We start from the raw sequence: 22,894 nt of genomic DNA, 5'->3' as shown, positions 1-22,894 counted from the left end.
CGAACGGACGGGTTTTCCGGAGCGCTGCCGGTTGTTCGGTTTCACGGGTCAGTGCCACAGCTCCGCCAAGCCGTTCACCGAGCTCACCCCGATGTAGAGCGTCGACAACCAGGCCAGCACCCCCACGGCCAGCAGCGGGCGGGGGTGTCGGTGGCCGCCGAGCAGGTCCGTGCGGCGTGCGGCCACCCAGAGCAGTACCCCGAATCCGAGGGGCAGGATCAGCCCGTTCAGCGCCCCGGCGAGCACCAGCAGGGTGGCGGGGGTCTGTTCCAGTACCAGGAATGCTCCCGCCGACACCGCGATGAAGGCCACGACCAACCCGGTTCGACGGTGTTGGAGCCTCGGGGAGAGCGTGCTCAGGAAGGAGACCGAGGTGTAGGCGGCACCGACGACCGAGGTGATGCCCGCCGACCACAGGATCACCCCGAACAGCCGCACCCCCACGGGTCCCGCGGCGTGTCGGAACGCCTCGGCGGTCGGGTTCGTCCCGGACAGCGTCACCCCTCCGGCCACGACACCGAGCAGCGCCAGGAACAGCACCACCCGCATCACGCTGGTCGTCAGCAGCGAGAGGACCGAGCTGCGCGTGATGTGCCCGGTGTACTCCGGTCCGGTGATCCCGGCGTCGACGAGCCGGTGCGCGCCCGCGTAGGTGATGTAGCCGCCGACCGTGCCTCCGAGCAGGGTGGTGATCGCCAGGAAGTCCACCCGGTGCGGCAGCACGGTCTGGCGCAGTGCCTCTCCGACCGGCGGTGCGGAGGACAGCGCCACGTACAGGGTCAGTCCGATCATGACGACGCCGAGTACGAGCACCAGGCGGTCCACGGCCATCCCGGCTCGTCTGCTCAGGAAGATCGCTGTGGCGACCAGCGCCGAGACCGCGCCTCCGATCTTGACGTCGAGACCGAGCAGGGCGTCCAGACCCAGCGACGCCCCGGCGATGTTGCCGATGTTGAACACCAGGCCGCCGAAGACGACCAGGGCGGCCATCAGCGACCCCAGCCCGGGCAGCACCCGGTTCCCCAGGTCCTGGGCCCGCATTCCGGAGACGCCGATGATCCGCCAGACGTTGAGCTGGACCGCGATGTCCAACAGGGTCGACAGCAGGATCGCGAAGGCGAAGGCGGCCCCGAGACGCACGGTGAACTCCGTGGTCTGGGTGATGAACCCCGGTCCTATGGCGCTGGTCGCCATGAGAAAGACGGCTCCGAGCAGGCTGCCCCGGCCGACGGCGGCCCCGCGTGCTCTCGCGACGTCTTCGGCCATCGTGCCCCGTCACCCCGGTTCCTCTTGGTCGTGGTGTCCTCGAACGAGTGAATTGTTGAACAATCCTGCCACGAGGGAAGCGTTCACGGCCAGATACACTGCGGACGTCCCGCACGGGATCGGTGGATCCGGCAGCGAGCACACCCGGTTGGAGCGTGGATGGACACCCCGGACACCTGGGAGGAACTGCTCACCTCCGACCGGCCCCTGCTCGATCGCGCCAGCACGGCGGAGCGGGTGGCCGACGTGCTGCGCCGCCGACTGCTGGAGGGGGACCTCCCGCCGGGGACCCGGCTGTCCGAGGAGAACGCGGGGCGGGCGCTCGCCGTGTCCAGGAACACGCTGCGGGAGGCCTTCCGGCTGCTGGTGCACGAGCGACTGCTGGTGCACGAGTTCCACCGAGGAGTCTTCGTGCGCGTGCTCTCCGTGACCGACGTGGTCGACCTCTACCGGATACGTCGCCTGCTGGAGTGTGGTGCGGTGCGCGCGGCCCAGCAGGTTCCCCGCAGCCGTGTGGAGGCGGTCGAGCGTGCGGTCGAGGAGGGCGAGCGGTCGGCGGCCCAGCACAGCTGGCGCGAGGTCGGCACCGCGAACATGCGTTTCCACCAGGCCCTGGCCGCGCTGGCGGGCAGCCCCCGGGTCGACGAGACCATGCGGCAACTGCTCGCGGAGCTGCGGCTGGCCTTCCACGCGATGCCCCGGATGCGGGAGTTCCACCAGCCCTACCTGGCCCGCAACCGGGAGATCGCGGAGCTGGTGGCGCGCGGGGAGTACGCGGCGGCCGGGGACCGGCTCGACGAGTACCTGGACGTGGCCGAACAGCAGCTGCTCGCCGAGCACTGAGTCGCTTGCGGGGTGTCCGCCGGTTCTCCCGGTCGGGAACTCCGGTGGGCTCGCCGCGGAACTGTTCTGCCACCCCTCGGGAGTCGTCTTCGCGCGTGGCTCGCCGGGACGAGCCCTCACGGTGTCACAGGACTGCGGGAACCCCGGCAGAGACGGAGGAGAGTGATGTCCGTTCCCACCGAGCGCGGAGCCCGTTCCGGCCACGACCGCTCCTTCGCCGCGCTGCTCGTGGTCACCGCGGGAGCCTTCGTCGGCTACGTGCTGCTGCTGCCGGTGGTGCCGCTGTGGGCGGTCCGGTCCGGGGCGGGCGAGACGGGAGCCGGTCTGACCAACGGGGTTTTCATGCTGGTCACGGTGTTGACCCAGCTGATGATGCCGTGGTTGCTGCGCACCCGTTCGCCCCGCTCGCTGCTGGCCGTCGGAACGCTGCTGCTCGGAGCGGGCGCGCCGCTGTTCGGACTGTTCACGACGCTTCCCGGCCTGTTGGCGGTCTCCGGGGTGCGGGGCGTCGGGTTCGGGCTGCTCACCGTCACGGGCAGCGCGTTGGTGGCCGAACTCGTGCCCGCCCACCGCCGGGGCCGCGCTTCGGGACTGTACGGACTCGCGGTCGGGCTACCCCACGCGGTGATGCTGCCGGTGGGGGTGCGGCTGGCCGAACTGCTGGGGTTCGTCCCGCTCTTCTGGATCGCCGCCGTGGTCCCCGCGCTCGCCGCGACCGCCGCCGCGGGACTCGGCCGGGCCACCACCCCGTTCCGGGACCGTCCCCCCGAGGGCCGGACGCCGCTGACCAGGGGGTTGCTGATGCCGTGGCTGGCCATGACACCGGTCTCGGTGGCCGCCGGCGGGCTGGTGGCCTTCCTGCCCCTGGCCGTCGGATCCGGGGCGGGGTCGGCGGGTCTGCTGACGTTCGGTGCGGCCACGGTCGGTTTCCGCTGGGTCGCCGGACATCTCGGTGACCGGTTCGGTTCCGCCCGACTCCTGCTGCCCGCCGTCTCCGTCGCGGCCGTGGGGTTGGTCGCGCTCGCACTCGGCAGTACCGGGAACGGCTGGCTGGCCGTGCTCGGGACCTTCGGCGTGGGAGCGGGTTTCGGAGGGTTGCAGAACGCGGCGCTGGTGTTGATGTTCGAGCGCGCTCCCGCCGGGGCGGCCAGCACAGCCTGGAACATCGCCTATGACGCGGGCAACGGGATCGGCTCGGCCGGTTTGGGGGCCGTGGTGGCCGCGGGCGGGTATCCCACGGGGTTCCTCACCTGCGCCGCGCTCGTCGCGGCGGGCTTTCCCGCCGCCCTGCACGTGGCGCGTCGGGCACGGCGGGCAGTGACTCCCACCTCCCCCGCGTCTCGCGGTGGACGGAACAGGTGAGCGGTCACCTCGTGCCCACCCTACAATGGCCGTGTGAAGGGCAGGTTGTTCGCGCCACGGCTGGTGCTGCTGCACCTGGTGTTCCTGGCGGCGGTGGTCGCCTCCGGCTGGCTGGGCTGGTGGCAGTGGGAACGTGCCCACGAGGCGGGAGGCAGTTTCCAGAACCTCGGCTACGCGCTGCAGTGGCCGTTGTTCGGTGGTTTCGCGCTGTTCCTGTGGTACCAGGTGGTGCGGATGGTCAACGGCACCGAACTGCACCGGCAGGGAGAGTCGATCACCGTGCCGAGCGCGACCGGACACTCCGAGTCCGCCGGCGAGGACGCCACGGAACGGACAACCGGAGGTGCCCGCCGACGCTCCCCGGTGCCTCCGCCCGCCCCACCCGTCACCGAGGAGGAGGATCCCGAGCTCGCCGAGTACAATCGTTACCTGGCCGAGCTCAACGCGGCGGCACGGTCGCGGTGATCCTCGGCACCGCCGTCCTCAGTGGAACTCGATCCTGTCGAACCGTTCCCCCTGGACCACGTTCTTCGCGTCCCCGGAGAACTGGTTGGTGACCGTGTGTGTCCCCCCGTTCAGCTCCCGGTGGATCGGGGCGCCCTCCGCGCGCAGCCGTCCGGAGAACTCCTCGTCGGCGGACTCCAGTAGGCGCAGCTGCCGGACCAGCGTGGCCACCTCCGCCCGCTCCGGGGCGTCGTTCTCGACGGTCTCCAGCGCCGCCCGTGCCCGCTGGTCCTGTTCGGACTTTCTACGCAGCAGCTCACGCACTTTGACCAGCGCGGCCTTGCCCGCGCTGCCGAGTGCGACGGCGGCCTGCCCCGCGAGCGCGGTGGCGACGGACTCCAGGAAGGGATCGGACATGGGATTTCCTCCCGACGGGGAACCGGCCCGGTGACCCGGTCCGTTGTGGGCGGTGTCTCGTACCGCGAGTGTATCCGGACGTGTGCGCGGTGTTGGTCGTTCTCCGAAAGGAGCATTCCCCCCGAGGCCGATCCCCGGTATCCTTTCCGGTGATGTCGATCACTTTTCGGTGACCCGGTGTGCGGTCGTTCCGGCGCAGCGGAATCCGGGGGCGGGAGGGTGTGATATCAAGTGGTTGAGCGACGACGGGGGAATCGGCGCGGAGTCCGGTCCGACCCGGCGCCACGATCCCCCGGGGGTTCCGGATTCGCCTGTGACGAAGACGTGGTTCGTTGCGAACCCCGATGTCGATGCTCTGCTCCGTGGACACGAGCATGATTGGGGCTGGCGTGCGGCGCGGTGGCGTGCTGTTGAAACTGTTCGGACTCTGTGTACTCGCCGGGGTGCTGGTGGCCAGTCTGATGCTGCCCGCCGCGCTCGGGGCCGGTGCCGCGGTGAACCAGACCTCCTCGGCGATGGCGCGGATGTCCAAGTCGTTGCAGAAGGCGCGGATGCCGTTGACCACCAAGGTGCTGGACCGCAACGGTGATCCGATCGCCTACTTCTACGACGACTACCGGGTTCCCACGTCCGCCGACGAGATCTCGGACACCATGAAGGCCGCGATCACCGCGGTCGAGGACAAGCGCTTCTGGGACCACAACGGCGTCGACTGGCAGGGCACCATGCGTGCGCTGGCCACCAACCTCAGCAGCGGTTCGGTGGAGGAGGGCGCCTCCACCCTCACCCAGCAGTACGTGAAGAACTACCTGGTGCACGTCGTGGCCGACACCGGCATGGAACGCCACGAGGCCAAGGAGACCACGATCGCCAGGAAGCTGCGTGAGGCGCGCTTGGCGGTGGAGCTGGAACGCACCATGAGCAAGAAGGAGATCCTGACCGCCTATCTCAACGTGGTGCCGTTCGGCAACCAGACCTTCGGGATCGGGGCGGCGGCGCGAACCTATTTCGGAACCACACCGGACAAGCTGACCATCTCGCAGTCTGCCCTGCTGGCCGCGCTGGTCAACGCTCCCGGGGCGTTGAACCCGAACCTGAACCCGGAGGCGGCCAAGGAACGGCGTGACCTGGTGATCGACCGGATGACCGAGCCGGGCAACAAGATCCGCATCACCGAGGAGGACGCCGAACGGGCGAAGAGCAAGCCGCTCGGGGTGCTGGATCCGCTCGGACGTCCGCCGAGCAGCTGCATCAGTGCGGGCGGAAGTGCCACCAACGGTTTCTTCTGTACCTACCTGAGGAACTACCTCAACCGCGTCGGCTTCAGCGACAGGGAGCTCGAACGGGGTGGCTACACCATCCACAGCACGATGGATCCGGAGGCCACCGAGGCGGCGAAGGAGGCGGCCGAGGCCCAGGTCCCCAAGCGTTCCGAGAACATCGCCAACCCCATGGCGATCGTGGAACCCGGCAAGGACAGCCACAAGGTCCGCGCCCTGGTCGCCAACCGCGACTACGGCAACGACGCCAGCAAGGGCCAGACGGCCTACAACATCACCAACCGGGTCGCTGGTTTCGGCGCCGGTTCGGTGTTCAAGATCTTCACCGCCGCCGCGGCGATCCAGCAGGGCTGGAGCCCCGAGGACACCATTCCGGTTCCGTCCTCCTACACGACCTACGAGTTCGGCCACGGGCAGGAATGGACCATGCACAACGCCGAGGGGGTCTCCTCCGGCAGCAGGAGTCTGCGGAAGGCCCTGGCCACCTCCCCGAACACCGGCTTCGTGTGGTTGCTGGAGCGGGTCGGGCTGAACAACGCCGTGGACATGGCCAAGAAGATGGGGCTCCGGGACAGTCTCTCCCAGAAGGTCGACGAGGAAGGCGAGACGTCGCCGGACGGGGAGCTCACCCGCGCCCAGTTCATCAAGCAGTCCGAGCAGGGTTCGTTCACGCTCGGTGTCCATAAGGTGAGCGTGCTGGAGCTGTCCAACGTGATGGCCACCATCGCCAGTGGTGGCACGTGGTGCCCGCCGAGCCCGGTGAGTTCGATGACCGACCGCGACGGCGATCCGGTCGAGATCGAGGAACAGCCCTGCGAGCAGGCGATCTCGCCGAGCACGGCGCACGGGCTGGCGCAGGGGCTGGCCGACGACCACAAGGCGGGCGGTACCTCGCACGCCGCCGCCGAGGCCGCCGGCTGGCAGCGCCCGCTGATGGCCAAGACGGGAACCACGCAGAACTACCGTTCGGCCGCGCTGGTCGGAGCCACGCCCCAGATGGCCGCTGCCGTGATGACCTACGCCGACGGCCCGCCCTACGACGGCATCTGCGTCAACGGCAGCGCACCGCCGTACCAGTGCGGCAACACGGTGGGCAACCTCTACGGCGGCACCATACCGGCGCGGACCTTCTATCCGGCGATGAAGAAGATCCACGAGGGGCTGCCGGTCGAGCAGCTCTCGAGCATCGGGAAGAACTGAGCCGACACCGGGCCCTGCCCCCGGGCAGGGCCCGGTACGTCGAGGAGAGTGCGCTCGCCCGGGGCGAGTCAGGTGTGGTGGAACCGGCGAACGCCGCGGCTGATGCCCGGTTCGTCCTCGCGGTGGGCGAGGCGACTCCGGGTGGTGTCTCGGGGTTTGTCTCGGCTCTTTTGTGCTTTCGTAACAGACCCTGCTGGGGGCAGCCTGACGTGGAGCCAGGTATCGAGGTTCCCGAGTCCGGCAAGGGGAGGTGGCTCCAGCATCCTGTCGACCTCGTTGGGAGTGGTTGTGCGGTGGGACAGCCTGGTTTCCAGGCACTCGACCAGTTTCGATAGCACTGTTTTCACGGTGCGGATGCTTGTCACGGTGACGGTTTGTTCGTCCCGGACCGACCGGATCGTCCCGACGAGGGCGGTACCGATGTGGAGTTTTCGGCCCGGAGTGCCCGTTCCGGGGTGGAGGGAACCTGAGTGAGCAGCCCGCGGACACGGGTTCGTTAGTCGTATGGGATCGCCGGTCAGATCATCGAAGCGGACCGAGAATTCGAGCTCGACCACTGTGTCATCACCCACATTTACGCGACGCAGCATGTCCCGTGCTCACCTTCCGAGGTGGCCTTTTCCTCTGCCAGTAGAGCAAACAGGGCATCTTGCTGTATTGAAGAAAGTGTTGATCACCCTCCAGGCTGCATGATAAGTTGGAGGGGTTCGCGACAGGGAGGTTTTTTCTCGTTATGAATAATAAGTTAAAACTACTGACTGTTTTTTCTTTTTTTGGCGTGTGTTGTTTAATTTTCACCGGTCTTATCGGTGCGGGATCGGCTTCAGCGGCAAGCTGCTATGGTGGTAGTTGTACAGGGAAAGATCCTAGAGCGACGGGCTGTTCTGCCGATGCACGTACAATCGACCGTGTAATCGCCAACGGCCGACAGTGGCAGTTACGTTACTCTCCTTCGTGTGATGCTACGTGGGGCCGCATGCTACGTCCTTCCGTGCAAGGAGATACAGTAAATCTGGATGGAATTCCGCCAGAGTCGAAGTACGAACCTTACACGTTCAGTACCACTTTCCCCAGTCATCAGGTGTGGCCGGGCCCTCAATGGACAATGATGGGTGCGCATAGGGACAAAACACGCGTCTGTGGACGGTATGGAACCCCCTCGCCGGGAGGTGGATCGGATACGAGTAAGTGGTACTGTTCGGAATGGCATTAGTTTTTTATTCATGAAAGCCACGAAAAACGTTTTAGTATTTTTCAGTTGAGCCGATTTGAATGCTCGTCAGGCGGGTTATTTATTTGCCTAGAATGATATTCGGTCGGTAGTATATTATTTGTTAAGTGAACCCTCTGGTGAGGTTGCTTCGTCAAAAATAAGCACGCCTCACCAGAGGTTCTGCTTGATTCCTTGTGCTGATACGCGTTATATACCTGCCGAATTCTCTTGTTAGAGACGTAATCCGGGCGTTGATCATTCGTTGTTTTCTCCGGAGAACAACCAAACGGTTCGCTGAACCTGCGAACTCGTTTTCAGGTTGCCGCACAGGTTCGAAGATCTGTCTAAGCACTGGAAATTCAGTGTTGGCACCCATAACGAACCTTTCACTCGCCGGAAGTATCGTTTACTGGTTCCGATCACTCAGCCGAATGTCTCTGAGAAGACTATCGTTCGTTCCTGGATCGGATGCGGAACTACGTCCGAAGTCACCAACGAACTCTTCTGGAGAATCATGGTAAGAGCTTTTCTTTTTGATCGGTTTCTAATTGTTGTCGGGGGGGGATTACTCTGGCCCAATTGTGCGTACGCTTCTACTCTGAACGGAGTAGCTATTATGCTCCTAGCGGATCTTTTTGGCGGCCGTACTGAGAAGTATTGTTATTTCGGTTTTGGTGATTAGGAGGATTCTTGTTGTAAGTTTTCTTGGATTGTTCTTTCGTTGATTCTGTTTTTGTTTTGTGAAGTTTTTTGGTTGATTTGTTTTCTTGCTACTGTATAGTTTCTATTATTTTGTAGTAAAATTTTTGCTTTTGAGGATGTTTTGAGATTACGAAGACTGGCCACGGTCGCGTCCGTGGCCTTGATGTCCGCAGCGCTGATTACCGCTCCGGCGCAGGCACAGCGGCTCCAGGAGGAACAAGAGGAACCGAACGGTGCACAGCAGAAAGCACCTGCGGACAGGAGTATGATTGTTCCCGGTAAGCGGGATAAAGTGCTGGGGAAGGGATGGCGTTCTTCTGAGGACATGGCCTGGACGACCTCGGGGGATTCCACGGGGTTTCATATTCTGACGGCGGAGGCGGAGTCAGGTTATTCGTGGCGGACTGTGGCGACACTATCGGAGCCGGGGCTTGTGTCGGACCGTTGGATCGGTAATGTCTGTGTGACTGGATCCGGTCGGCGTGCTGTCGTGGTCTATGCGCCACGTACGTTCACCAATGAGCGGGCCCTTGTGGAGCGAGGGGCTTTCACTGCTGTGGTGAATCTGGTTACCGGAGCGGTTGACAAGATACCGGTGCGGTCGAGTCTGGCCTACTTCAATCCCGGGTGTGGACCGGGCGAACAGGTGGTGCTTACCCAGGAGGGGCACGAGAAGACCGGCACAACGCGTTTGGTCCGGCTGGATGCGAGCAACGGGGAACTGTCTCCGGTGGTCACTGAGGGGCAGGTGACCTCAGCGGTGCCCACGCCGCAGGGGATTGTCGCCGCGCGCGGATCACGGTTGCTCCGGATCGGGAAGGCGGGTGACCAACACGAGCTCGCCCGTACGGACAGTGTCCCGTTCCGTATGCGTGCGGACTCTGCGGGTGGTGTCGTGTTCCAACAGCGTTCGGCGGACAATGAGCGTGTTCGGGTGCGCCGTTGGAGTGGTGAGGCCCTGCAATCCGTGGCCAGCGGGAAGTTGGGAAAGATCCGAGTCGGGTCCGGCAAGGGCGGATCCGTGTTCGTGACCGGACAGTCGACGAAGGCCGCTCGGAGCGTGCCGGGGCCGGTGACGATGCTGTCGGTGCCCGCCGGAGCGAAGCCGTCCACCACGGGAGAGATCGCGGTCACTGGGCCGGAGTTGAGCAAGGGGATCGGTAAGAACGGCCCCAGTCGGCCCGCACCGGAAGGAACCGAACCGGTGAGCATGCGGGCAAAGGTGCTCCGTACCGGAGCCGAGCTGGATTTCCGGGTGCGTCCGGAAACCCTGTCCGCGTCGGATACGGAAGCCAGTGCGCCGCATCCCGAACTGGGGCTGGCTTCTCCGGGGAACTCTCCGTCCACCATGGCGGCTGGTTCCGCCAGTGATCCCGTCGACCAGGGGAGGACCTGTTCCGTTCCGCGCAACGATCCCGACACGCAGGTGTACCAACCGACTCCACGTCAGGTCGAATGGGCGGTCAACCAGGCGGTGCAGCACGACCTGCATCCGCCCCGCTCGGATGACTGGAAGGGATCGGGCCTGCGGTCCTGGGATCCACAGGAGATGTTCCCTCCCATCGCGTTGGAAGGCGGAGGGGAGATCCCCGCTCAGATAATGCTGGGAGTTCTGACCCAGGAATCGAACATGTCCCAGGCCAGTTGGCACGCCTTGCCCGGTGTGACGGGTAACCCGCTGATCGGTAACTACTACGGACGGGATGTCTACGACGACAATCCTGACAACGACTGGGACATCGACTTCTCCGAGGCCGACTGTGGCTACGGAATGTCCCAGGTAACCGATCACATGCGTTTGGCCGGTCAGGAGAAACCGGACGACCTGAAGGCGTGGCCGATGCGGAAACAGCGCGCGGTGGCGTTGGACTACGCGACCAACTTGGCCGCGGGGATGCAGATACTGCAGAAGAAATGGAACGCGACACGGCGCGCGGGGATGACCATCAACAACGGTGATCCCGCGAAAATAGAGAACTGGTTCTACGCCCTGTGGGCCTACAACAGCGGCTTCTACCCGGAGGGAGACCATCCGAGCGGTCAGTGGGGAGTGGGTTGGTTCAATAATCCGATCAACCCGCGCTATCCTTCCGACCGGCTTCCTTTTCTCGAAGACACGTACCATGATGCGGCTCACCCGCAGGACTGGCCGTACCCGGAGAAGGTGATCGGTTGGGCCGGGCATCCTTTGGCGAACGCCGACGGGGCCGGTTACCGGGCCGCGTGGTGGAACAGCAAGCAGTACCGGTTCGACTCCAAACCGCCCATCCGGCTGTTTTGTGATTCGAGCAACTCCTGTGATCCCGCCAATCTGGAGAAACCGTGTAAGCGGGAGGACTACCGCTGTTGGTTCCACAAACCGGCTACGTGGAAAAAGGACTGCGATGTCACTTGCGGTAACGAGTTCATCAGGTTCGACACCACCTATCCCGAGCAACCCGATGGAACCCAGTATCCGCCCGTGTGCGATCTCAACGTTCTGCCGGAGAATACGCTCGTCGTCGACGACGTGTCCGACTCCGTGGACTCAGTCAGACCCAACTGCGGTCGCCCGTGGAGCAACGCGGGTGAGTTCAGCCTGGACTTCGCCAGCGATTCGAGCGGCCACTATCCCTCGAAGATCGACTTCCATCAGATCGGGGCCGGATTCGGCGGTCACTTCTGGTTCGCTCACACCCGTAAGCCGGGGGCCTGGAACGGAAAGATGGAGGTGACGGGAACCTGGAGACTGGACCACAAACGCAGCGGACCGATGAAAATCCTGGCGGCCCTGCCCGACCACGGGGCGCACACACCGGTGGCGAAGTATCAGGTCAACGCCACACGCGGCCCCGAGGGGCAGGTGACCAGACAACCTGGGGACGGCGTCAGATGGGTGTCCATCGGCACCTACATGTTCGACGGAGTGGTTCCCGAAGTTACACTCAGCTCGGAGACCCCCTACGGGACGGGGGAAAATGACATCGCGTTCGACGCGATGGCCTTCGTCCCCATAGACGGTCAGTACCACGAGGAGACCATCGAAGCTGACGCACTATTCGATGAGGACCAAAATATAGATACGACTGTTCCTGAGTCCAAAGTCAATTGGGGCCCGTTGAAAAATAGAAAAAAGCTCTATGATTGGGCCATGACCATGTCCGACAAGGTCCTGTCGATGAAGAACTGCGACTCGGAGGTCGGGGACTGTCTGACACCGAATGTCGGAGAAGTGGTGGCGGACTGGCGCGCCGAGGTGAAAGCCGCGGGAACGGATCCGAAAAACCATCCGCCGGGAAACAGTATAGCAAGTTGGATCGGGTTCGCAAACTCCTACAAGGACCGGCCGGGCTCTAATCGGAGACCCGCCAGTTTCGACGACGACAGTCGGTACAAGATAAAGACGAAGGCGACCGTGTCCTTCGTCACTGGGGAGAACGGGAAAATAGTTCCTGGTAGTGAGCACGCAGACTACAGTCATCGCACAGCAGACACGCACATGCCGCATTTCGTGCTCGAACTGATCAGAGCCGTGGCCAAGGACTACGGTCTGTACGGAGTTTCCCTTCCCGACCTCAGCTACAGAGCCAAGGATCTCAATGAGCACAACGGTGAATACACCACGGTGCGGCCGCTACGGAAAGGGATCATCCCCGGACGTGCCTACGCCTACGCGGGCAAGGCTCCGAAGTTGACGAGCTTCCAGGGAAGCGGTGACCAGCTAGGAGCGACCTGTGTCGCCGCCCGTACCGTGGCCGGCGGCAGCATCGGATACCGGACCCTGCTCAGCAAAAAAGGGCCGACCGACGCCATGTACGATTTCAGCGAGAAACTGCAGAACACCCCCGAGGTCGCACAAAGCGTCTGGGAACTCGTAGAAAACATCAGAGAAATGTTTTTCGACAGAGGTAAATTGGTTCTTTTGGAGTCGAGCATGTATAATGCTGCTCCTCCTATATGGCAGGAACTGAACTTCAGGGCCTGTGCGGACGGGTCAATCAGAAGGATTGAGGATAATCCCATACTCCGTGCGAGTTGGATGCCCGATCATTACCTCTATCATAATGGGGAAGCTATGGATCAGGATGGCAACGCTAGAAATGAAAAATCTCCTTTGATGCATGGAAATTTTGATTACTTCAGCAATATACAGTGGATACACAAAAACTCGTCGTACGGCCCTTGTAAGAAAAAGGAGGAAGCTCCGATCAGAAACGAGAACCCTTGGAGTATAAGACCGTTCCCCAGGCCTGGTCTCAATCCTGATAGTATGCACTTCTGCACGAATCCTGATATGACTCCGAGTCCTTCCCATAGTAGTCGAGGGGTAGGAGATTAATTACTCCTGGTTAGTAAATAGTCCGTCGACGCTCTGCCGTCGGCGGGCTATTTTCTTGGTAGGGTCTCTTCGAGAGATGAAGATGTCGTAGAATGGGAGGCGATGACGAAGAAATGATTTACACGGTAATAATTGTTATTGTTTTGCCTGTTATGGCATTTTGGATCGCTTTGGCGTTCATTCCTTGGCGCCCCCTGTGGTTGCGGTTGTTTTTTCTCGGTGTGCAGATGATCGGAACTGTTCTCATCGTCGCTCTTGTGGATCTGGAAATCGGGTTTATGCTGACCTTGTTCTTACCCGGTTTCTTGGTGGCGGTGTACCGCAGCTGGCGAGCCGTTCGATCAATCGGGGGTGTTGGGCGGAAGGGTCTCACGGACCGGTAGTGGCGGGATACGCCGCAGCCGTACGGGCGTTGACAGTCGCTCTGTCAGCTGTTCCGTCGTTGGCAACGGGACGGTGTCCTGTCCGGGAACCGGACGCTGGAGGCTGTCCGAGGAGCGAGGACGAGGTGGGCATCCCGTGGCCGCTCCGAACGGAGTCCGGCCAAAGAGGCTCATCGGCGGTCAACCGATGTTACCCCCGGCGACGCGGGGCCCCGGTCACGGTCGTGAGCCCACCGGACCAGACCGCCCCGCGTCCCCCACCACCTTCCACCGACAGCGCCACGCCGTGGAACGCGGCCTCAACCAGCTCAGACACCACCGTGCTGTCGCCGGCCGTTACGACGGACTCGCCGTCCGATACGCAGCCGAACCCCACGTCACCACCCTCTGCGGCTGACTACGAGTCCGCACCACGCTCACCTCCCGAACGGATCCTGGCCGCAGGGACGCCGGATCCCACGAAGCCGAACACAACAGCTCCACTACCAGTGAAGTTGTTCCTGCCTGGCGGCGTGCGGCCAGAGCACACAAGGACGGCTGAACTCAGGTGTGGTGGAACCGGCGAACGCCGCGGCTGATGCCCGGTTCGTCCTCGCGGCGGGCGGGCAGCCGCACCGGCAGGCGCTGCAACGCGACGAGTACCAGGATCAGCAGCGCCAGCACGATCCAGCCGGTCCACCCGAGCAGGCCCACCGACACGTTGGAAACCGCTGGTTCGTCGGGTGCGTGGAAGACGCCGGGCAGTACCGCCGAGGCGTTGAGGAAGCCGTGGGCGATCACGGCGGGCCACACGCTGCCGGAGGCCAGCCGCAACCATCCCAGCAGGGTACCGACCAGGCCGCAGAACACGATCATCATGGCGAAGGCGGCCACCACGGGGATCGTCGGGTAGTTGTAGCCCAGCACCAGCAGCGGTGCGTGCCACAGTCCCCAGAGGACACCGGTGACCAGGAAGGCCCCGGGTTGTCCCAGCGGAAGCAACGCCCTGGTCAGATAGCCGCGCCAGCCCAGTTCCTCCCCCACTGCCGGGATGACGTTCAGCCAGCCGAACACGAACACGTTCACCAGCAGCAGCGCCAGGCCCGACACCGTCGAGTCGGGGGACTCCTCGGTCAGCGTGAACCGCAGTTGTCCCGACAGCTCGGAGAGGTCCAGCCAGTGCGCGTCGTAGACGGTCAGCGCCCAGCCGACCACCAGAGCCAGCATCATGGCCAGCGGCGCGCCGATCCAGCCGAGCAGTGCGTACCTCCACCACCCGCGGATTCCGCGCTGGTGCGTGACGCCGACCGCGCGCAGCGGCCGACGCCGGGGACTGATCCACCGCTCGGTCACCAGCGCGGCCACGCCCGGCATGAACATCATCGCGACCAGCAGTGGCGGGAACCAGCCCGAGCCCAGTCCCTGGCCGGAGAGCCACAGGGGAAGGGTCAACAGCCACGCCGGAACATAGGCGATCAGCACGAAGCCGACCACGCCGCGAACGTCCACTCGGTCGTACTCGGATCTCATCCGTACATTCTGCCAAGACCGCGGCCGCCCGTGGGGCGAGGAGCCCGGCCGGAGAAGAAAGCGGGCCGCCGCCCGTGGAAGCACGGACGGCGGCCCGGAGGGCCCCCATCGCTCATGGCTGGGGAAGCGGGGCGGAGGCCCTTTCGGCGTGCGGAATCAGTTCAGGGAGTCGCGCACCCGTACGGCGGCGGTGCGCATGTTCGCCAGTGCCGTTCTCACCTCCTCGTAGCCACGAGTCTTGAGCCCGCAGTCCGGGTTCACCCACAGCCGGTCGGCCGGGACCGCCTCCAGCGCGGCCCGCAGCGACTTCTCGATCTCGCCGACCTCGGGCACCCGGGGGGAGTGGATGTCGTAGACGCCGGGGCCGACCTCGTTGGCGAAGCCGACGGAGTTGAGGTCGTCCAACACCTCCATCCGGGAGCGCGCGGCCTCCAGGCTGGTCACGTCCGCGTCGAGGTCCACGATGGCGTTGATGACCTCGCCGAACTCCGAGTAGCACAGGTGGGTGTGGATCTGGGTCGAGTCCGAGACCCCCGAGGTGGCCAGTCGGAAGGACCGCACCGCCCACTCCAGGTACTGGCCGTGCAGCTCCGAACGCAGCGGCAGCAGCTCGCGCAGGGCCGGTTCGTCCACCTGGACCACCCGGATCCCCGCGGACTCCAGGTCCACCACCTCGTCGCGGATGGCCAGGGCCACCTGTTCGGCGGTCTCGGCCAGCGGCTGGTCGTCGCGCACGAACGACCAGGCGAGGATGGTGACCGGACCGGTGAGCATCCCCTTGACCGGTTTGTCCGTCATGCCCTGGGCTTCCTTCGCCCAGCCGACCGTGATCGGATCCGGTCGGGAGACCTCGCCGAACAGGATCGGCGGGCGCACGCACCGCGAGCCGTAGGACTGGACCCAGCCGTTCTCGGTGCTGACGAAGCCCTCCATGTGCTCGGAGAAGTACTGCACCATGTCGTTGCGCTCGGGCTCGCCGTGCACGAGCACGTCCAGTCCCAGTTCCTCCTGCAGCTCGATCACACGGCGGATCTCGTCGACCATTCTGGACTCGTAGGTGGGCCGGTCGATCCGCCCGTTGTTGAACTGGGCGCGTGCCTTGCGCACGTCGGAGGTCTGGGGGAAGGAACCGATGGTGGTGAGGGGCAGCGGTGGCAGCCCGAGTGCCTGCCGCTGATCCGCACGCCGTTTCGCCCTGTCGCCACGTCGGGCGTGTTCGGGACGCAGCTGCCCGGTGCGGGCGCGTACTTTCTCGTCGCGCAGCCGGGAGGCGTTGCGCCGGTCCTCGATGGCGGCTCGGGCGTTGTCGAGCTGTTCCCGTACGGCCTCCCGGCCCTCGTGCAGCGCACGATCGAGCAGCACCACCTCTTCGACCTTCTGCTTCGCGAAGGCCAGCCACGACTTCACCTGCGGGTCGATGTTCTGCTCGAACTCCACGTCGTAGGGAACGTGCAGCAGCGAGCAGGAGGTGCCGACCGCCACCTCCCCGGCCAGGCCGAGCAGGGTAGCCCCCGTGGCCAGCGCGTGGTCGAGGTCGGTGCGCCAGATGTTGCGCCCGTCGACCAGCCCGGCCACGAGGGTCTTGTTCCGCAGCCCGGTCAGGCCGGAGAGCACGTTCGTCGTGGTCGCACCGGCGACGAGGTCGACACCGACGGCCTCGATCGGGGTCGAGGTGAGCACTTCGAGGGACTCACCGGGGTCCCCGAAGTAGGTCGGCACGAACAGCTTCGGCCGGGCCGAGAGCTTCCCGAGCCGTTCGTAGGCACCGCGCAGCTTCTCCAGCTCGGCGGACTGCCGGTCCGCGGCGAACGCCGGTTCGTCCAGCTGCACCCACTCCACGCCCGCGTGGTGCAGCTCGCTCAGCAGCTCGGCGTAGCTCCGCACCAGGTCGTCCAGCCTGTCCAGGGGAGTGAAGGAGTCGGGTGCCTCGGCGGTCTTCTTGGACAGCAGCAGGAAGGTCAGCGGCCCGACGAGCACCGGCCGGGTGGTGATCCCCATCCGCTCCGCCTCGCGGAACCGCTCCACCGGGGTGCGGTCGGCGAGCGAGAAGGTGGTCTCCGGGCCGATCTCGGGGACGAGGTAGTGGTAGTTGGTGTCGAACCACTTCGTCATCTCCAGCGGAGGAGTGGACTCCACTCCCCGGGCCATGGCGAAGTAGGTGTCCAGCGGGTCGAGCCCGAGCGCGCGGTAGCGTTCGGGGATCGCCCCGAAGGTCACGGCCGTGTCCAACACCTGGTCGTAGTAGGAGAACGTGTTGCTCGGCACGGATCCCAGACCCGCATCGTGCAGTTCCCGCCAGGTTCGGGCGCGCAGTTCCGCCGCCGTTTCGCGCAGTTGGTCCTGGCCGATCCTGCCGGCCCAGTAGCTCTCCAGCGCGCGTTTGAGTTCGCGGCGCGGCCCGATCCTGGGATAGCCGAGTACGGTGGATCCGATCTTGCTGGTCAAAGCCCTCTCCTCGCGAGCTCGACGACACGGTCACCGAGACCCCGGAGGAAGGCAGCACAGACGGCACGAGGTGAGTGGGAGCCCGTACCCTCGGTCCTGTCGGCCTTCCCGCGAGGCCCCGGACTCGCGCGTCCGTGCACCGGACGCGCACCGACGGCAGGTCTTCGGACTCGTGGGCGTCTCCGGCTGTACCGGTTCTCCTAGTGGCCGTCGGCTTCCCGGGTGCGCACACCCAGTGCCGGGTTCCGCGGACGACTCTCGACGTGTCCGGGGACGGCGTTCGTTCCCACACACCGCTGCGGGGCAGTCCCGGATTCGCACCGGGTTCCCTCTTGCCTCACCGCGCCGGCTCGTTCGCACCGGCCGGTGAACCATCGGCGCCGGAAATGGTTGCGCGTGTGGAGTCGTTTGGCAACCCCCGGTGGCGGACCCGCCCTGGTGACGGGTCGAGCTCGCAGCGTCGTCCCCAGGGGTTTCACCGTCCGGTGTATCGGTGATCACAGTGCGAGGCGGGATCCGCGGCAACTTGCCAAGCGGTGCGTCCGCGCGAAAACATGTCCCCATGCCGAGCGAACTGCTTCCCACGACGCGACGCGCGTTGCTGCACAGGCTGGCCGTGGAACAGTCCCGCAACCGGGTCCCCTCCCTGATCGCCGGGTTGGTCCGGGACGGTGAGACCCTGTGGGTGGACGGTCGGGGGGCGGTGCGTACCGAACGTCCCACCGTGGACACGCAGTACCGCATCGGCTCGATCACCAAGACGTTCGTCGCCGTCCTCGTGCTGCGGCTGCGGGACGAGGGGCTGCTGGAGCTGTCCGACCGCTTCGGCGAGTACGTCCCGGGGACCGTGGTCGACGACCGGCCCGTCTGGCAGCTGCTGGCGCACAACAGCGGGTTGAGCTCCGAACCGGCGGGGCAGTGGTGGGAACGTGTTCCCGGATACGCCCCGGAGGAGTTCCTGTCTACAGTGGATGAGTCGCAGCTGCGCGGGGAGCCCCGGCACGTCTTCCACTACTCCAACACGGCCTTCGGGCTGCTGGGGCAGCTCGTGGCCCGGCTGCGTGGCAGGGAGTTCGATCGGGTGCTGCGCGAGGAGGTGCTCGATCCGCTCGGCATGAACCGCACCACCCCCGAACCCGTCGAACCGTACGCCCCCGGCTGGGCCGTTCATCCGTGGGCCGACGTGCTCCAGCCGGAACCCGCCGAGGACGCCGGTGCGATGGCTCCCGCCGGGCAGCTCTGGTCCACGGTGGGCGACATGATCCGCTGGCTGCGCTTCCTCACCGGCGAGACCGGGGGAGTGCTGAGCCCGGAGACGTTGACCGAGATGTGCCAACCGGTCAGCGTGGACGACGGCGACGAGTGGACGCGTGGTTTCGGGCTCGGCCTGCAACTGGCACGGCACCGGGGGCGCAGGCTGGTCGGGCACGGTGGTTCGATGCCGGGCTTCCTGGCCAACGTGCTGGCCGATCCGGCCGAGGCCACCGGGGTGGTCTTCCTGGCCAACACCACCTCCGGGGTGGGGCCGCTGGCCACCGACCTGCTGGACATCCTCGAGGAACACGAGCCGCGGATTCCTCCGGAGTGGCATCCGAGCACCGAGGTCTCCGCGGAGACGCTCGAACTGACCGGCCTGTGGTACTGGGGGCCGATCCCGCACCTGCTGCGGGTGTTGCCGGACGGGCTGGTCGAACTGTCGGCCTGGAAGGGGCCGGGAAGAACCTCCCGGTTCCGTGCCGAGGGCGACGGGACCTGGGTGGGACTGGACGGCTACCACCGTGGTGAGGTGTTGCGCGTCGTCCGTTCCGAGGACGGAAGTCCGCACTGGCTGGACCTGAACACCTTCGTGCTCACCCGGAGTCCCTACGACCCCCAGGCACCCGTTCCCGGCGGAACCCGTCCGTGGAAGTGACGTCGTTGGGCCGGGGGTGGCACGGCACCGTGCCGTGATGGGGGCCCTCGGCTCCGGCGTGTCGGACCGAACAGGCGCACCGCGAGCGTCCGGCGGGCGCGCGTGGTGCGCACGAGCGTCCCGCACGCCGTGGACGTGCTGTCGGACGGATGCGTGGGGAGCTGGTGGCTCCTCGTGGCCGGGTCGGACATCCGCCCCGTCCGATGTGCGGAAACCCACTGGCTGACCGGGATCGGTTTCACCCGGTTGTGGGGCCGGTGAGCGTGGCGAACGGGTCGACGTGAACGTCGTCCGTGTCGAGCGTGGTCGTGGAGCGCTGTCCCGTCCCACATCAGGCGGGGACCGCCGGGCGGGGTCGTCTCCACGTGGGGTCGCGTCGGACTCCGGTGGCGGGGCCGGGCCGCGTCGTCGGTAGAGCGCCAGGGGCCGTGCCGCCCCCTCGGCCACCAGGCCGATCGCGCTGAACTTCCGTGGTCATGGCTGCGTGTGTGTCGCCCTCGGCGGCGCTCGTCCTGAACGGACTCGGCGACGCCCCGTCCCGAACGGAACGGGCACCGTCCACGTGCTGGGAGCCCCTGTCGGGGCAGAACTTCACTCGAAAAGTGGAGTAGCCGTATGTGTTGACCGTCACCCGAACGTGTCGTAGGTTGTCCGAACAACGTTCGGCATACCGAACATGCGATTGGAGAGCCAACTCGCGGACAGCGACAGGATCGGACGACGATGCACACTCTGGCCGATGGGCTAAGGCTGTCGATGAACTGGATGGACAGCCTCATTCTTGTCATCTATTTCGCGGTCGTACTCGGGATCGCGTTCGCCGCCAAACGCAGCGTGCACACCACACTGGACTTTTTCCTGTCCGGGCGTTCCCTGCCCGCGTGGGTGACCGGACTCGCGTTCGTCTCGGCGAATCTGGGCGCCACCGAGATTCTCGGAATGGCCGCCAACGGGGCACAGTACGGTGCCTACACCATCCACTGGTACCTGATAGGCGCCATCCCGGCCATGGTTTTCCTCGGCCTGGTGATGATGCCTTTCTACTACAACTCCAAAGTACGCAGTGTTCCGGAGTTCCTGCTCCTGCGATTCAGCCGCTCCTCGCACCTGCTGAGCGCGAGCATATTCGCGGTCGCCTCGGTGCTGATCGCGGGAGTCAACCTGTACGCGCTGGCGATCGTGCTGCAGGCGCTGCTGGGATGGCCGATCCCGGTGTCCATCGTGGTGGCCGGGCTGTTCGTGCTCGCCTACATCGTCATCGGTGGGCTCACCTCGGCCATCTACAACGAGGTGCTGCAGTTCTTCGTGATCGTCGCCGCGCTGGTCCCGCTCACCGTGCTCGGACTGGTCCGTGTCGGCGGGGTGAGCGGCCTGATCGACAAGGTGACGGCCGCCGAGGGCACGCAGTTCCTCACCGCGTGGGGCGGAACCGGATTCGGCCAGGACAACCCCCTGGGCACCAACTGGCTGACCATCACACTCGGGCTCGGCTTCGCCATATCCTTCGGCTACTGGACCACCAACTTCGCCGAGGTGCAGCGTTCCCTGTCGGCCAAGAACCTCTCGGCCGCACGGCGCACCCCGCTGATCGCGGCCTTCCCCAAGATGTTCATCCCGCTGATCGTGGTGCTGCCCGGGCTGATCGCCCTGGTCGTGCAGCCGAACATCGGCCAGCCCGGCAGTGAGTACGACTACAACTCGGCGATACCGCTGCTGATGGCGGAACTGTTGCCGAACGGCGTGCTCGGTCTGGCCGTGACCGGCTTGATGGCCTCCTTCATGGCCGGTATGGCGGCCAACGTCTCCAGTTTCAACACGGTTTTCACCACCGACATCTGGCAGGCCTACATCAAGCCCGGGAAATCCGACGCGCACTACCTGGTCGTCGGGCGTGTCATCACCGCGGTGGGCGTGGTCGTCGGAATCGGAACGGCGTTCATCGCCGCGTCGTTCAGCAACATCATGAACTACATGCAGACGTTGTTCTCCTTCTTCAACGTCCCGCTTTTCGCCACCTTCATTCTCGCCCTGTTCTGGAAGAGAATGACGGCCCAGGCGGGATTCTGGGGACTGTTGGCGGGAACGGTCGCGCCGATAGCCTTCTACAGCATGTACCGGGTGGGAATCGTGGACATGAGCACCGACCAGGCGGTGAACATGACCTCCTCGATCATCGCCTTCGCCGTCGACGTGGCCGTGAGCGTGCCGATCGCGCTGGCGACCCGGCCGAAGACGGAGGCGGAACTGGCCGGGCTGGTCTACACGAAGGCCGACGCGCGGACCAAGGGGGAGCTGCAGAAGGGCGACGACGCCTGGTACCGCAAACCGGCGCTGCTCGGTTGGGGAGCCGTGATACTCGCCGCGCTGTGCTACGTGCCGTTCTCGGTGTGAGGTTCCACCGGCCGGGACCGGCGACGGGGCGTTCGTCGAAGACGCCCGGTCGAGAAGCTACGTTGGGAGGTAGTCCTTGTCCGAACACCCGGATTCCCCGCAGGAGCACCCCGAGGCCGTCGCGCGCAGCGGTGCCGGCAAGCTGTTCGACGTGCGGACCGTGATCGGTGGTCTGTTCGTGGTCTACGGCGTGCTGGTGGGCGTGGCGGGGCTCTTCCCCACCGAGGAGGGGCTGGCCAAGGCCCAGGGGATCAACATCAACCTCTGGACCGGCCTGGCGATGCTGGTGCTGGGTGGTCTCTTCCTGCTGTGGGTAAGACTTCGCCCGCTGGAGACACCCGAGATCCCCGGACAGGAGGACTGAACGGGTTCACCTCCCCACGGCGGGGTCAGTCCGCGCGGTGCCCGAGCCTCTCCGAGAGGTTCGCGGCACCGCGCAGTACTGTCTCGGTCAGTTCGCGCTCGACCCGCTCGTTCCAGCGCAGGATGGGAACGGCGATGCTCATGGCGGCCACCACCTCGTGGGAGTGGTCCCGTACCGGGGCGGCCACGCAGGCGACCGAGTCGTTGGACTCGCAGTACTCCCTGGCCTGGCCGGAGCGGCGGGCGACCTCGGCCAGCTCGGCGAGCAGGCTCGGGTAGTCGCTGATGCTGTTGTCCGTCATGGGGGTCAGGGTCGTCCCGCCGTAGAGCTCGTCGAGTTTCTCCCGGGACAGGGGGGCGAGCAGCGCCTTGCCCACGGCGGTGCAGTGGGCGGGGATCCTCCGGCCCACGGCCGAGACCATCCGGACCGGATGTCCGCTGTCCACTTTGGCGACGTAGAGCACGTCGGTGCCCTCGCGGATGCCGATGTGCACCGTCTCGTTGCACTGGCGCGAGGTCTCCTCCGCAGCGAGGTGTCCCTCGCGGGCCAGGTCGAGCCGGTCCGCGTAGGCGGATCCGAGTTGGAATCCCCGTACGCCCAGGCGGTACCGGGAGCCGCTGCCGCCGGCGTGGGTGAGATAGCCGCGTTCCACGAGGGTGCCGAGCAGTTCGTGCACCGTGGTCCGGGGAAGCCCCAGCCTGGACGTGATCTCGGGGGCGCTCAGTTCCGGCTCGTCCAGGAAGAGTTCCAGGATGTCGAAGGCCCGCTCCAGGGCGGGTACTGCTCGTGCCACCGCGGTTGCTCCTCCTGTTCTGCAGCGGATGCGCCTCGGGTCGCGCCGGCTT

Annotated in this window: 14 protein-coding genes and 1 riboswitch; of the genes, 9 read left to right on the top strand and 5 right to left on the bottom strand. The window is 65.4% G+C overall.

Features of this window, described 5'->3' with window-relative positions; genetic code table 11:
* Window positions 1-48: 48 nt before the first annotated feature.
* Window positions 49-1,266 carry an NRAMP family divalent metal transporter gene (locus CEP50_RS11610; protein ID WP_106113971.1) on the bottom strand — a complete coding sequence of 406 codons (1,218 nt, stop codon included), beginning with the start codon at window positions 1,264-1,266 and terminating at the stop codon, window positions 49-51.
* A 159-nt stretch (window positions 1,267-1,425) separates the two neighbouring features.
* On the opposite strand from CEP50_RS11610, the gene CEP50_RS11605 reads away from it, so the two are divergent.
* The 3 genes from CEP50_RS11605 (at window position 1,426) to CEP50_RS11595 (ending at window position 3,936) form a co-directional block, all read left to right on the top strand.
* Window positions 1,426-2,109 carry a GntR family transcriptional regulator gene (locus CEP50_RS11605; RefSeq protein WP_106113970.1) on the top strand — a complete coding sequence of 228 codons (684 nt, stop codon included), beginning with the start codon at window positions 1,426-1,428 and terminating at the stop codon, window positions 2,107-2,109.
* Between the two features lie 165 nt (window positions 2,110-2,274).
* Window positions 2,275-3,471 carry an MFS transporter gene (locus CEP50_RS11600; protein WP_106113969.1) on the top strand — a complete coding sequence of 399 codons (1,197 nt, stop codon included), beginning with the start codon at window positions 2,275-2,277 and terminating at the stop codon, window positions 3,469-3,471.
* A 33-nt stretch (window positions 3,472-3,504) separates the two neighbouring features.
* Window positions 3,505-3,936 (top strand): hypothetical protein, encoded by a 432-nt coding sequence (locus CEP50_RS11595; RefSeq protein WP_106113968.1) that lies wholly within the window; start codon window positions 3,505-3,507, stop codon window positions 3,934-3,936.
* An 18-nt stretch (window positions 3,937-3,954) separates the two neighbouring features.
* Here the strand turns inward: CEP50_RS11595 and CEP50_RS11590 are convergent, their stop codons facing one another.
* Entirely contained in the window at window positions 3,955-4,332 is a 378-nt protein-coding gene (locus CEP50_RS11590) for a hypothetical protein (protein WP_106113967.1), read from the bottom strand.
* Between the two features lie 374 nt (window positions 4,333-4,706).
* On the opposite strand from CEP50_RS11590, the gene CEP50_RS11585 reads away from it, so the two are divergent.
* From CEP50_RS11585 to CEP50_RS11575, 3 genes are all read left to right on the top strand, one after another.
* Window positions 4,707-6,812, top strand: a complete 2,106-nt coding sequence (locus CEP50_RS11585; protein WP_258175169.1) for a transglycosylase domain-containing protein — start codon at window positions 4,707-4,709, stop codon at window positions 6,810-6,812.
* 733 nt (window positions 6,813-7,545) lie between these two features.
* Window positions 7,546-8,025: a DUF2690 domain-containing protein gene (locus tag CEP50_RS20905; RefSeq protein WP_106113965.1), complete on the top strand. Its 480-nt coding sequence runs from the start codon at window positions 7,546-7,548 to the stop codon at window positions 8,023-8,025.
* A 1,261-nt stretch (window positions 8,026-9,286) separates the two neighbouring features.
* Window positions 9,287-13,045: a hypothetical protein gene (locus CEP50_RS11575; RefSeq protein ID WP_219905442.1), complete on the top strand. Its 3,759-nt coding sequence runs from the start codon at window positions 9,287-9,289 to the stop codon at window positions 13,043-13,045.
* A 926-nt stretch (window positions 13,046-13,971) separates the two neighbouring features.
* On the opposite strand, the gene CEP50_RS11560 is transcribed toward CEP50_RS11575, so the two are convergent.
* Both CEP50_RS11560 and metE read right to left on the bottom strand, forming a co-directional pair.
* On the bottom strand, window positions 13,972-14,937 hold the full coding sequence (locus CEP50_RS11560) for a CPBP family intramembrane glutamic endopeptidase (protein ID WP_181188344.1): 966 nt from the start codon (window positions 14,935-14,937) through the stop codon (window positions 13,972-13,974).
* Between the two features lie 156 nt (window positions 14,938-15,093).
* Window positions 15,094-17,382, bottom strand: coding sequence for a 5-methyltetrahydropteroyltriglutamate--homocysteine S-methyltransferase (metE, locus tag CEP50_RS11555; protein ID WP_106113961.1), 2,289 nt, complete (start codon window positions 17,380-17,382; stop codon window positions 15,094-15,096).
* A 138-nt stretch (window positions 17,383-17,520) separates the two neighbouring features.
* A riboswitch (cobalamin riboswitch) is annotated at window positions 17,521-17,773 on the bottom strand.
* Window positions 17,774-17,944: 171 nt separating this feature from the next.
* Here metE and CEP50_RS11550 point away from each other — a divergent pair.
* From CEP50_RS11550 to CEP50_RS11540, 3 genes are all read left to right on the top strand, one after another.
* Window positions 17,945-19,294: a serine hydrolase domain-containing protein gene (locus CEP50_RS11550; protein ID WP_106113960.1), complete on the top strand. Its 1,350-nt coding sequence runs from the start codon at window positions 17,945-17,947 to the stop codon at window positions 19,292-19,294.
* Window positions 19,295-20,017: 723 nt separating this feature from the next.
* Window positions 20,018-21,685, top strand: coding sequence for a sodium:solute symporter family protein (locus CEP50_RS11545; protein WP_106113959.1), 1,668 nt, complete (start codon window positions 20,018-20,020; stop codon window positions 21,683-21,685).
* A 76-nt stretch (window positions 21,686-21,761) separates the two neighbouring features.
* Window positions 21,762-22,049, top strand: coding sequence for a hypothetical protein (locus CEP50_RS11540; protein ID WP_106113958.1), 288 nt, complete (start codon window positions 21,762-21,764; stop codon window positions 22,047-22,049).
* Between the two features lie 25 nt (window positions 22,050-22,074).
* On the opposite strand, the gene CEP50_RS11535 is transcribed toward CEP50_RS11540, so the two are convergent.
* Complete coding sequence (locus CEP50_RS11535) at window positions 22,075-22,842, bottom strand: IclR family transcriptional regulator (RefSeq protein WP_106113957.1); 768 nt, start codon at window positions 22,840-22,842, stop codon at window positions 22,075-22,077.
* Window positions 22,843-22,894 lie beyond the last annotated feature (52 nt).

Origin of the sequence: Actinopolyspora mortivallis (genome assembly GCF_003001495.1) — a bacterium.
Classification (GTDB): Bacteria; Actinomycetota; Actinomycetes; order Mycobacteriales; family Pseudonocardiaceae; genus Actinopolyspora; species Actinopolyspora mortivallis_A.
The sequence above is the reverse complement of the archived record's forward strand: the minus strand, read 5'-3'. Positions and strand labels throughout refer to the sequence as shown.